This is a genomic window from Stenotrophomonas sp. (assembly GCF_031995405.1).
Classification (GTDB): Bacteria; Pseudomonadota; Gammaproteobacteria; order Xanthomonadales; family Xanthomonadaceae; genus Stenotrophomonas.
In genome coordinates this window covers 1-11380 of sequence record NZ_DAMAGC010000052.1, presented here as the reverse complement: position 1 = coordinate 11380, position 11380 = coordinate 1, and the positions used below count along the sequence as shown (strand labels likewise).

Here is an 11380-nt window from a genome sequence, read left to right as displayed (position 1 = left end):
AAGGCGGCTTCAGCGGGCACGCCGACCAGGACACCACCTCGGCTGGCAAGCGGCTGTTCCGTCAGGTCCGCTGTACCCCACCAACTACCTGATCGCCTGCCTGGTGGCAGTGAAGCTGTCCGCAGTGAGCGCCGAAGACCCCGGCTTCGCCGCTCGCTACGCACGGGTGCAGGCACGCGGCTTCGACCGCGAGCCCGGCGAAGTGGTCGAAGGACTCCGTCGACTGGGCCCAACTCGCAGACGACGCCGCCCTCTTCCATGCACGCGTAGCCGCGCTGAACCGCCCCGACCCTGCCCAACAGCGCCGAGCCAGGCTCGGCGACGTGGACTGAACAACCTGCGTCGTATCAGCAAGCATCCAACGACCACTCAAGCGCCTTGCGACTGACACACTGACTCGCTCTGGTACCGGATGCAAGCGGATGCCGGTGGACTGAGATGGGCGCCGGGCCCTTGTTTTTACGGGCTATCAGGCCACTTTTCGGACCGTGCTGGATGCCGCTTGAGAGCGGGTTGGTGGGCCCACCAGGATTCGAACCTGGAACCAAAGGATTATGAGTCCTCTGCTCTAACCGTTGAGCTATAGGCCCTTGCGGCCGCACAGTGTAGTGGACGCCAACGGCTGCTTTCCACTGCGAACGTCACCGAAATCTCCTCGGCCGCCGCTTTCAGCCAAACCGCTGCCCCATTGCCTGCACCCTGTCGGCGTTCTCGGCCGCAAGCGCCCGAAGCGCCGCCGAGCGCACCAGCCGCGAACCGGCTACCCGCTGCCAGAAGTCCAGCGCCAGCGGCGCCGCCCATTGCAGGTGTGCAAGATCGCCACTGCGCTCCGGCGCCACCTGTGCCAGCGGGCGTGCCGTACGCAGCACGCCGGTGCGTGAGGGGGCCAGCGACATCGGCAACATGTCGTATACCGGTGCCAGTGGCAGCGGCCCGCGATCGACCAGATGGAAGCCGAGATTGCCCTGATGCATGTCGCTGTTGCCGATCAGCCGGCCGAAGGCGTGCAGGCGCGCCATGGCCGTGGCGGTGTCGCGATCCACCCAGCGTTGCGCCAGCAGCGCCTCTGCGGCCACGCCCCAAGTCGTGGTCGCCTCGCCGACGAAGGCCGAGGACAGCGCCAGCAGCGAAACGAAGCCGCGTCGTCCCAGCACGTCCGGCATGCGGTCGAAGCGCTCTACTTCGAGGAAGGTGTGGTGGTCGGTCTGGATCAACTGCGACGCAGCCGCGGGCACCCCCGCCTCGCGCAGGCACGCCAGTGCCAGGTGCTCGCATGCCAGCAGATCGGCCCAGCGCTCTGCAGCGTCTCCCGCCGCCGGTTGGGCGAACTTCACCAGCGCAGCGTAGCGGCCGTTGGCATGCTCGACGGTGGCGGTGAACTTGGGCTGTTCGCCCCCGGGAGAGGAACCTACGTCTTCGCCCTCCAGCGCAGCGGCGGCGCGCGCCGGGTAGTGGCCGGCGCGCTCGTCGGCCCGCACCCGATCCGGTGGCGCATCCAGCGCGCGCAGCGCCGCATCCACTGCATCTCCCCCGAGCAGCAGGTCGCCGGTTTCGGTACCCCCGGCCCGCACCAGGGCCATCAGGGTGTCGCCGAGCTGCCAGCGGTTGAGGTCGTCGGGAACACCCAACTCACGGCCACGACGGTGTGCGAACGTGCGGCCAAGGAAGCCCTGCGGGCGCAGGTCGTCCAGGTACCACGGCAGGCCGGGGAAGTGGCCTTCCACGCCAGTGTCCGGCGACCGGGTGAGGTTGGGGCGCGCGGTATCGGGTTGCACGTGGAAAGTGTCGCCAGTGAGCGCCACCACGGTCCCGAGCTCTTCCAGACTGGCATCGGCACGCAGCCGGAACAGCGGCCACTCGCTGCCCGCTGCGGTCGGCTGACGCACGGCGTAGGCGGTGGCCCGGGTATGGCCGAGACGTACGACGCGGTCGCCCGCCTCGGCGACCAGGCGTGCGAGCGTAGGCCGGGTGATGCGCAGACGCGCGGCCAAGGCGCCTGCTGGCACGGCTTCGCCGGCGGGCAGGCTGTTGAGCAGATCCTGGGGCTCGAGGGTGCGAGGGCGCGCCATGGGAGGACCGACGGAATTAAGTTACGAATCTATACGCCAAAAGATTGCTGTTGGCAACGCCGGAGTGTTTCAAGCTGTTGATTCATAATGGATGTATTGGATGGAACGGCCTTTTTCCTCGATCATTAATTTACGTATTTGTTTACGTAAACGATATTATTTAGGGGTCGAAGAGCAGCCAGCCATGGGCTGGCTCTACGATTGGGCCGGCCTGTCCGATGCCCAGCGAGATGACGACTGGGGGGCGGCCGAATCGGCGCGCAGCAGGGCGACACCCCCTGCCGTCGCCCACAAAAAAGCCCCGCCGAGGCGGGGCTTTTTGAACGCCTTACCGGCCGCCTGGAATCAATCGATATCCAGGAAGCTGCGCAGCTGCTCGGACCGGCTCGGGTGACGCAGCTTGCGCAGCGCCTTCGCTTCGATCTGGCGGATACGCTCGCGGGTGACGTCGAACTGCTTGCCGACTTCCTCGAGGGTGTGGTCGGTGTTCATGTCGATGCCGAAGCGCATGCGCAGCACCTTGGCTTCCCTCGGGGTGAGGCCGGCCAGCACGTCGCGCACGGTTTCAGACAAGTTGATGTTGGTGGTGTTCTCGATCGGGGACTCCACATTGGTGTCCTCGATGAAGTCGCCCAGATGGGAATCCTCGTCGTCGCCGATCGGGGTTTCCATCGAGATCGGCTCCTTGGCGATCTTCATCACCTTGCGGATCTTGTCTTCCGGCATGTCCATTTCCTTGGCCAGCTCCTCCGGCGTGGCCTCGCGGCCGTACTGCTGGAGCATCTGGCGGGAAATGCGGTTCAACTTGTTGATCGTTTCGATCATGTGCACCGGGATACGGATGGTGCGCGCCTGATCGGCGATCGAACGGGTGATGGCCTGGCGGATCCACCAGGTCGCATACGTGGAGAACTTGTAACCACGACGGTATTCGAACTTGTCCACGGCCTTCATCAGGCCGATGTTACCTTCCTGGATGAGATCGAGGAACTGCAGGCCGCGGTTGGTGTACTTCTTGGCGATGGAGATCACCAGGCGCAGGTTGGCCTCGACCATTTCCTTCTTGGCCTTGCGCGCGCGCGCCTCACCGTAGGCCATGGCGCGGCTGATTTCCTTCAGCTCGTCCAGTTCCAGCCAGGTGGTCTTTTCGATGTCGATCGTCGCCTGCTGTTCGGCGATGATCTGGTCCTTCACGTCACGCAGGGCCGAGGACCACTTCTGCTTGCGCTTCAGTGCGTCTTCCACCCACTCCAGGTTGGTCTGGTTGCCTTCCCAGGAGCGGATGAAGTCCTTGCGCGGCATGCGCGCGGTCACGGTCGCCAGGTTCAGCACGCGGCGCTCGTGGGACTTGATGTCGGCCATGACGTCGCGCAGCTGCTTGACCAGCACGTCGGTCAGCGGCAACGGCAGCTTCAGGGTCACGAACACAGCGGCCATGTCGTCGCGCAGCTTGGCCAGCGGCTTGCGGTCGCCCTTGGCAGCGGCCTTCTTGAACGCGGCGTACGCATCGCTCAGCGCCTGCATGCGGCGCGCGACTTCTTCCGGGTCCGGACCGGTCGGGCCGGCTTCTTCTTCAACGTCGTCGCCGTCTTCTTCGTCGTCGGCGTCGTCCTCGGCATCATCGCTGGTGTCTTCGGCCACGACCGGGGCCGGAACTTCCTCGACCAGGTCGTTGAAGCCGACGATCACTTCGGCCAGGCGCTTCTTGCCTTCCTTGTGCGCGTCGTAATCGGCCAGCAGCGATTCCACCGATACCGGGAAGGTACCGAGTGCGGCCTGGACCTGGCCCAGACCTTCTTCGATGCGCTTGGCGATGGCGATTTCGCCTTCGCGGGTCAGCAGCTCGACGGTACCCATTTCACGCATGTACATGCGCACCGGGTCGGTGGTGCGGCCACCTTCGGTGTCGAGCGCGCTCAGTGCGGCGGCAGCTTCTTCGGCCGCGGTGTCATCCACTTCGCGGTTGCCGGTGTTGCCATCGTTGAGCAACAGGGTTTCTGCATCGGGCGCAACTTCATGGACATCAATGCCCATGCCGTTGATCATGCCGATGATATCTTCGATCTGCTCCGGGTCGACGATGTCGTCGGGCAGATGGTCATTGACTTCGGCGTAGGTCAGGTAGCCCTGTTCCAGGCCCTTGCTGATCAGAAGCTTGATGTCGTTTTGCTGGGCAGGACGTTCGTTGGCCATGTAGTGCTCGCGCCACCGGCTGGGAGAGGGAATAGAACCTAGCATTATACCAGCCCGGCGCCCCGCGTTCCCGGGCGGTGGTCCCGGGGCTAGGGTCTGAGCAGGAAGGTCACTGGACCATCGTTGACCAGGCTGACAACCATATGGGCACCAAACTGGCCGGTTTCCACCCCCGGGGCGTGTTTTTGTCTGCAGATATCGACCAGCCGATTGAATCCGCGTTCAGCCTCCGCCGGCGGCGCGGCGGTACTGAAGCCCGGCCGCATCCCGCTGGAGGTGTCGGCGGCCAGGGTGAACTGGCTGACCAGCAGCAGCCCGCCGCCCGTATCGCGCAGTGATCGGTTCATTTTTCCGGTCTCATCGGCAAAGACACGGTAACCGAGCAGGCGATCGGCCATCCGGGCGATCTGGGCCTCGGTATCGCCCGGCTCCATGCCCACCAGCGCCAGCAGGCCCGGGCCGATCTGGCCGACAATGGCGTCCTCGACGCGGACGCTGGCGTGGCTGACGCGCTGGATCAGGACAAGCATGGACACGGCTCCGCAACTGAAGGCGGCCTACCTTAACGCGCCCGCGCGCCGACACGCCGGTCGTCAGCGGCTAGACTTTGCAGTGATGAAACCGCACACCACTGCCCGCCTAGCCTATCGCGCCGCTGCCCTGTTCACCCGCCTGCCCTGGTCCTGGCTGCGAGGCTTCGGCGCCGCACTGGCCGGGCTGTGGATCCGTCTCAACGCCCGTGAGAGCCGCGTCACCCGACGCAATCTGGAACTGGCGTTCCCCGACCTGACCGATGACCAGCGCGCGGTGATGCACCGGCAGGTGCTGCGCTCCACGGCGATGCAGGCGGTGGAGACCCTGCGTCTGTGGACCCGTCCGCGTGAGGAGAACCTGGCCTGCCTGGTCGAGCGCCATGGCGAGGCGCTGTACGACGCCGCGCTGGCGGCCGGCAAGGGCGTGATCGTGGCCGCCCCGCACCACGGCAACTGGGAGTTGTTGAACCAGTGGCTGGCCTCGCGCGGGCAGATCGCCATTGTCTACAAGGCGCCTGACGAGGAGGTGGGCGATGCCTTCCTGCAACTGGTCCGCGGCGGCGACAACGTGCGCCAGGTGCGTGCCGAAGGGCCGGCGGTGCGCCAGCTGTTCAAGGTGCTCAAGGAGGGCGGCGCCACCGGGATCCTGCCCGACCAGCAGCCCAAGGCCGGCGACGGGGTGTTCGCGCCGTTCTTCGGCACCGAGGCGCTGACCATGACCCTGGTCAACCGGCTCGCCGAGCGCACCGGGGCCACGGTGCTGTACGGTTGGTGCGAGCGGATCGGCCCGGACATGCAGTTCGCCCTGCATATCGAGCCGGCCCCGCCCGAGGTTGCCGACCCGGACCCGCGCACCGCCGCCGCCGCGCTCAACGCCGGCATCGAGCGGATCGCCCGTCGCGATCCGACCCAGTACCAGTGGACCTACAAGCGCTACACCCTGCGCCCGCCGGAAAGCGGCGAGGTCGATCCGTATGCCACCGAAGAACACCCGCACTGAGCGCGACGCACTGTCGCGCCCTTGTCGCGATTGGAATCCGTGCCGTCCGTCCCCACTGTGAAAGCCATGATGTCCCCCACGGCCCCTGCCATGTCCGATGCTGCTTCTTCCCTGTTCGGCGATCCGGCCGCGATCCGCTGCGAACGCGCCGTCGCCGAGCTGCGCGCCGGCCGTCCGGTGGTGATCGACGACGGCCACGGCCAGCGCCTGGCCTTCATCGCCCTGGACAGCAGCACCCGCAGCAGCTTCGGCGCCTTCGCCCAGGCTGCTGCCGACCGCCACTACCTGTTCCTGACCGCCACCCGCGCGCGGGTGCTGGGCGTCACCGCCGAACACGGCGCGCGCGTGCCGCTGGCCGGGATCGATTTCGATGCCCTGCCCTCGCTGAGCTACCTGCGCGAGCCCGAGGCGATGCCGTCGGGCTGGAGCGCGGGCCAGGCACTGGACGACGGCGCGGTGGAAGTGGCGCGGCTGGGCCTGTTGCTGCCGGCCATGGTCGGGGTACTGCTGGCCACCGATGACAGTCGCTTCGACGGCTGCGCGCAGGTGTCGCTGTGCGACCTCCGCCAGGGCGCCGAACAGGCCGCCCATGCCTATGAGCTGGTGGCACGCTCGCCGGTGCCGCTGCGCGAGGTGGGCATGGCCGAGTTCGCGGTGTTCCGCGGCGGCGTCGCCCAGCGCGACCAGGTGGCGGTCATCGTCGGCGCCCCGGACCTGTCCGGCGTGGTGCCGGTCCGCGTGCATTCCTCGTGCCTGACCGGCGACCTGTTCGGCTCGCTCAAGTGCGACTGCGGCGACCAGCTGCGGCGCGGCCTGCGCAAGCTCAAGGAACTGGGCGGTGGCGTGCTGCTGTACCTGGACCAGGAAGGGCGCGGCACCGGCATCGCCGCCAAGATGCGCGCCTACGGTTACCAGCACGACGGCCTGGACACGATCGATGCCGATGCGCAGCTGGGCTTCGGCGCCGACGAGCGTCGCTATGGCAGTGCGGTGGCGATGCTGCAGGGGCTGGGCGTGCAACGCGTGCAGCTGCTCAGCAACAACCCGACCAAGGCCCAGCGTCTGCGCAACGCCGGCATCGACGTGGTCGACTGCGTACCGGTGACCGGCGACATCACCGCCGAAAACGAGCAGTACCTGCGCACCAAGGCCGAACGCGCCGGCCATCTGCTCGACGTCGATGCGCTGATCCAGGCCGCGCAATAGCGCGCGGCAACCTGCTACCGTCAGCGCGACGGGCGCACCACCAGCGGGATGACGCCCGGCATGTTCCCCCTGCCGAGCACCCTGCCTTGCCCGACGCCATCGATAGCCCTGCCTTCCCCACCCCGCCGCCGCTGCCGGCTTTGCCACCGTTGCCCGCCAGCGCCGACTGGCAGCCGCTGCCACTGCGCGCGGCCAGCATCGCCGCGGCCGCCGGTGCGATCTCCGGTGCGTTGCTGATTGGCGGTGTATTGGCCGCAGGATGGGTGGTACTGGACCTGCCGATGCGCGGGCTCGGCGCTGCCGCCATGCTGGTGCTCGGCGCGCTGATCGGCGCGGCTGTCGGGTTTCGCCGCCAGCGCCGCACGTTCTGGCGGCTGGACGACCAGGGCCTGGGCGTGCGCCGCGACCTGATGTGGCAGCTGGAAACCCGCATACCGATCTCACGCGTGCAGCACCTCGACCTGCGCCGCGGGCCGATCGAGCGCAGCGCGCGACTGGCCACGCTGGTGGTGCACACCGCCGGCAGCCGCTTCAGCGCGGTGACCCTGGGCGGGCTCGATGCCGACGACGCCGAACGCCTGCGCGACACCCTCGCCCACCAGCTCGACCGTGACGACGACGCGCTGTGAGTACGCCACCACCGCTCGCTGACACGTCGGTCGCTGCGCCGCAGGAGCAGCGTCTGCATCCCTGGTCGTGGTTGTTCGTGCTGCTGATGCAGCTGCGCCAGTTCCTGCTGCCACTGGTGGCGCTGGTGGTATTCGGCAACCGGGGCGACCGCGACGAGATGTGGTCCTACCTGGCGGCGCTGATCGTGATCGCGGTGCTGGTGGGCATTTCGATCCTGCAATACCTGACCTACCGCTACCGGATCGGCCGCGATGGCATCAGCGTGCGCAGCGGAGTGATCTCGCGCAACCGGCGCGAGATCCCGTTCGCGCGCATCCACAATGTGGTGGTCCACCAGAATCCGCTGCACCGCCTGTTCGGCGTGGCCGAGCTGCGCCTGGAATCGGCCGGCGGTCATCGCCCGGAAGCGGAAATGCGCGTGTTGAAGCTGTCCCAGGCGCTGGCGCTGGAACAGCTGGTGCGCCATCGCGGGCAGGAAGGGGACAGCGTCGCAACGCCCACCGGCAACGTCGAGGCTCCCGCAGCGCGCACCGACGAGGTACTGCTGCGGCTGAGCCGCTGGGACGTGGTGCGCATCGGCCTGCTCTCCAACCGGGGCTGGGTGGTGGTGCTGGCCACCTTCGGTGCGAGCTTCCAGTTCTTCCCGCGCGGCACCGTGTCCGATGCGATCGAACAGGGGGGCCGCCAGGCCTTCGGCTATGCCAGCCACCTGCATTCGGCCACCTGGGTGTGGGCGGTGATTGCCGTGGCGGTGGTGGTCGGCTTCTGGCTGATGCTGCGGGTGTTGTCGGTGGCGCTGGCGCTGCTGCGCTATTACGGCTTCCAGCTCAGCGAACACGAGCGCCGCCTGACCGTGGTCAGCGGCCTGCTCACGCGCCTGCGCAGCAGCGTCGCGCGGCGGCGCATCCAGGCCTGGACGCTGCGCGAAAGCACGCTGCAGCGCTGGGCCGGCCGACGCCACCTGCGCATCGATATCGCCGCCGGCGTCGCCGTGGACAACGAGCGCCGCGACCTGCGCGAGCTGGCCCCGCTGGCCACCCCGCAGGCCTGCGACGCACTGGTGCAGCACCTGTTGCCGCAGCTGGCGTGGCCGCCTGCACGCTGGCAGCCGGTGCAGCAACGCGGCTGGTGGCGGCTGAGCCTGGGCGCGTTTGTGTGGCTGCCGGTGGTCGCCGCCGCGGCGGTCTGGAACGGCTACCCGGGCGGTGCGTTGATCCTGTTGTGGCTGCCGTGGTCGGCGTTCCGCGCGCACCGCCAGATGGCCCGCATCGGCTATCACCTGGACGACCAGTACGTGGCGGTGCGCGGCGGCTGGTGGCAGCGCTGGTGGCGGTTCGCCGAGCTGGACAAGCTGCAGAGCCTGCGTCTGTCGCGCTCCCCCCTGGACCGCCTGCTGGGCACCGCCAGCGTGTGGCTGGACACCGCCGGCGCCAGCGGCAGCATCGCGCTGTGCCTGCGCTACCTGCCCGAAGCGGACGCGCGCGCGGTGTATGCGCAGTTGGGCAAGGCGTTGGCCCGGCGTCGCCTGCGCTGGTAGCAGCGCAGCCACGCATGGCGTGGCTCTACCCAACCATTCCGGCGCGCCGATAACGCCACACCGCGCGTGGCGACCCATCATCGAGGGTCTTGGCAACGCGCCGTGTGGCAACTCGTCCTGGTAGTGCCACGCCATGCGTGGCAGCCCTCCACCCCACCGCCGCAGAACCGCCACGCCACGTGTGGCGACCCATCATCGAGGGTCTTGGCAACGCGCCGTGTGGCAACTCGTCATGGTAGTGCCACGCCATGCGTGGCAGCCTTCCACCCCGCCGCCGCGGAACCGCCACGCCGCGCGTGGCGACCCATCATCGAGGGTCTTGGCAACGCGCCGTGTGGCAGCTCGTCCTGGTAGTACCACGCCATGCGTGGCAGCCCTCCACCCCACGGCCCCGGAACGCCACGCGGGGCAACCCCTCAACGCTTCGCCGGCCCCCAGTACCCCAGCTCCCTGCGGATCTGCAGCCCCCGCGTCCACGCGCCGAACGGCTTGCGCTTGAGCGTACCCAGTTCGCCGGACAGGAAATCCTCGGTGGCCGCGATCACCCGCTCGCTGGAGTAGCCGTCGCGGTAGGGATGGATGGTGTCGGCATAACGCTGGATCTCGGCCATCAACGCCGGTTCCGGCGCCAGCGCACGGTCCAGCATTGCCGGCAGGGCCGTCGCATCATCGAAGTCGATCATGTGCGGCTGCGGCACCCGGTTGCGGAAGGTCACCACTGGTTTGTGCTGCACCACGAACTCGGACACGATCGAGGACGTGTCAGACACCAGCACGTCGGCGGCGCGCTGCGCGGCCATCACCTGCTCCGGCTCGATGAAGGCGGCGTTGGCGCCGGCCAGCGCGCGATAACGCGCAAACAGGTCCGCGCTGCATTTGGGATGCAGGGTCAGCAGCCAGTAGCGTTCGCCGCGCGCGATGTCGGCGGCGATGTGGTCATACAGGTGCGGCGCGGCACTCAGGCGTTCGGTGAAGGTCGAGCCGAACAGGATCACCGGGCGGCCAGCAGCCGGCGCCCGCAAGGCGGCACTGGCCCCGCCATCGTCGCGGAACAGCGGGTCCAGCTTCGGCCAGCCGGTCTGCGCCACCGCGAAGTGACCTTCGCGCGCCGCCAGCGCGCGAAACGGGTCGGTGGTGGCCGGTCCCTGGGTGCAATAAAGGTCGAACAGCCCGCGCACGCGGAAATGGCCACGCGCGCTGTCGCGCTTCTGCACGTTGAAGCCATGGAAGACCTGCACCTTGGCCCCGGCGATGAACGGCGGCACCCAGTTGGCGGCGCTGAACACCGCACGCGGGCGCAGTGCCAGCGCCTGCCGGAGGTCGACGTTGGGCACGCCCGGCAGCTGCGATCCGGCCGCGCCATCGACGAACCAGGCCGACACCGATTGACCGGACGCGTGCAACGCCTGGGCCAGTGGGGCGAGAATGGGCAGCGCATAACGCTCCGTCGCAAACAGCAGGTACTCGGCCATCATGTCCTCCACGACCGCTCCCACTGAACGGCCTCGCATCTCGGCCTGCATTATCGCGTTCAATGAAGCCGACCGCATCGGCGACTGCCTGGCCTCGCTGGCCTTCTGCGACGAGATCATCGTGGTGGACTCGTATTCCACCGATGCCACCGTGGCGATTGCGACCGCGGCCGGGGCCAGGGTGCTGCAGCGGCCTTTCGACGGCTTCCGCAGCCAGAAGGCCTTCTGTGTCGCCCAGGCCAGCCATGACTGGGTGCTGTGCCTGGACGCGGACGAGCGGATCAGCGACGACCTGCGCGCGGCGATCCTGGCCGCGCAGGCCGGCGGCTTCGGCGGCCACCACGGCTACCGCTTCGCGCGGCTGTCCGAGTACTTCGGCAGGTTCCTGCGCCACGGCAACGCCTATCCCGATCGCGTGCTGCGCCTGTTCGACCGTCGCCACGGCGGCTGGCGCGGCAAGCGCGAGATCCACGAAGCGGCCAGCGTGGATGGCAGCGTTGGCGTACTGCGCGGCGACCTCATCCACTATCCGTACCGCTCGCTGGAGCAGCAGTTGAGCAAGACCCAACGCTACGCGCGGATGATGGCCGAGCATGAATTCGCGCGCGGCAAGCGCGCCACCCTGGCCAAGCTGGTGCTGGCCCCGGCGTGGCGGTTCTGGCGCGGACTGCTGCTGCGCGGCGGCTTCCGCGATGGCTGGCACGGCCTGGTGTACGCCTACGTGCGCGCCAACTACGTGC

9 protein-coding genes and 1 tRNA gene are annotated in these 11380 nt (G+C 68.2%); 5 read left to right on the top strand and 5 right to left on the bottom strand.

What is annotated here, in order from left to right; genetic code table 11:
- Positions 1 to 514: 514 nt before the first annotated feature.
- The 4 genes from RTO53_RS10965 to dtd all read right to left on the bottom strand — a co-directional run bounded on the left by RTO53_RS10965 (position 515) and on the right by dtd (position 4792).
- Positions 515 to 590, bottom strand: a tRNA-Ile gene (locus RTO53_RS10965).
- Between the two features lie 78 nt (positions 591 to 668).
- Complete coding sequence (yjjJ, locus tag RTO53_RS10960) at positions 669 to 2069, bottom strand: type II toxin-antitoxin system HipA family toxin YjjJ (protein ID WP_312237820.1); 1401 nt, start codon at positions 2067 to 2069, stop codon at positions 669 to 671.
- A gap of 345 nt (positions 2070 to 2414) precedes the next feature.
- Positions 2415 to 4262 carry an RNA polymerase sigma factor RpoD gene (rpoD, locus tag RTO53_RS10955; protein WP_312237819.1) on the bottom strand — a complete coding sequence of 616 codons (1848 nt, stop codon included), beginning with the start codon at positions 4260 to 4262 and terminating at the stop codon, positions 2415 to 2417.
- Positions 4263 to 4351: 89 nt separating this feature from the next.
- On the bottom strand, positions 4352 to 4792 hold the full coding sequence (gene dtd, locus RTO53_RS10950) for a D-aminoacyl-tRNA deacylase (RefSeq protein ID WP_312237818.1): 441 nt from the start codon (positions 4790 to 4792) through the stop codon (positions 4352 to 4354).
- An 85-nt stretch (positions 4793 to 4877) separates the two neighbouring features.
- On the opposite strand from dtd, the gene RTO53_RS10945 reads away from it, so the two are divergent.
- The 4 genes from RTO53_RS10945 to RTO53_RS10930 all read left to right on the top strand — a co-directional run bounded on the left by RTO53_RS10945 (position 4878) and on the right by RTO53_RS10930 (position 9168).
- The gene (locus RTO53_RS10945) at positions 4878 to 5795 is read left to right on the top strand and encodes a lauroyl acyltransferase (RefSeq protein ID WP_312237817.1); all 918 of its coding nucleotides are present in this window, start codon (positions 4878 to 4880) and stop codon (positions 5793 to 5795) included.
- A gap of 69 nt (positions 5796 to 5864) precedes the next feature.
- Positions 5865 to 7001: a GTP cyclohydrolase II RibA gene (gene ribA, locus RTO53_RS10940; RefSeq protein ID WP_312237816.1), complete on the top strand. Its 1137-nt coding sequence runs from the start codon at positions 5865 to 5867 to the stop codon at positions 6999 to 7001.
- A gap of 131 nt (positions 7002 to 7132) precedes the next feature.
- Positions 7133 to 7630, top strand: coding sequence for a PH domain-containing protein (locus tag RTO53_RS10935; RefSeq protein WP_312237835.1), 498 nt, complete (start codon positions 7133 to 7135; stop codon positions 7628 to 7630).
- Positions 7627 to 9168 carry a PH domain-containing protein gene (locus RTO53_RS10930; protein ID WP_312237815.1) on the top strand — a complete coding sequence of 514 codons (1542 nt, stop codon included), beginning with the start codon at positions 7627 to 7629 and terminating at the stop codon, positions 9166 to 9168. Before RTO53_RS10935 ends, RTO53_RS10930 begins: the two co-directional genes overlap by 4 nt.
- 416 nt (positions 9169 to 9584) lie before the next feature.
- On the opposite strand, the gene RTO53_RS10925 is transcribed toward RTO53_RS10930, so the two are convergent.
- Complete coding sequence (locus RTO53_RS10925) at positions 9585 to 10643, bottom strand: CDP-glycerol glycerophosphotransferase family protein (RefSeq protein WP_312237834.1); 1059 nt, start codon at positions 10641 to 10643, stop codon at positions 9585 to 9587.
- Between RTO53_RS10925 and RTO53_RS10920 the strand changes: the two genes are divergently transcribed.
- Positions 10642 to 11380 (top strand): glycosyltransferase family 2 protein (locus RTO53_RS10920; protein WP_312237814.1); only part of this gene is annotated, 739 nt, incomplete at its 3' end. The two genes, RTO53_RS10925 and RTO53_RS10920, sit on opposite strands and share 2 nt — an antisense overlap.

Excerpts from the sequence above, each read along its gene's own strand:
- yjjJ (WP_312237820.1), bottom strand. The coding sequence starts at position 2,069 with ATGGCGCGCCCTCGCACCCTCGAGCCCCAGGATCTGCTCAACAGCCTG.
- rpoD (WP_312237819.1), bottom strand. The coding sequence starts at position 4,262 with ATGGCCAACGAACGTCCTGCCCAGCAAAACGACATCAAGCTTCTGATC.
- dtd (WP_312237818.1), bottom strand. The coding sequence starts at position 4,792 with ATGCTTGTCCTGATCCAGCGCGTCAGCCACGCCAGCGTCCGCGTCGAG.
- RTO53_RS10945 (WP_312237817.1), top strand. The coding sequence starts at position 4,878 with ATGAAACCGCACACCACTGCCCGCCTAGCCTATCGCGCCGCTGCCCTG.
- ribA (WP_312237816.1), top strand. The coding sequence starts at position 5,865 with ATGTCCCCCACGGCCCCTGCCATGTCCGATGCTGCTTCTTCCCTGTTC.
- RTO53_RS10925 (WP_312237834.1), bottom strand. The coding sequence starts at position 10,643 with ATGATGGCCGAGTACCTGCTGTTTGCGACGGAGCGTTATGCGCTGCCC.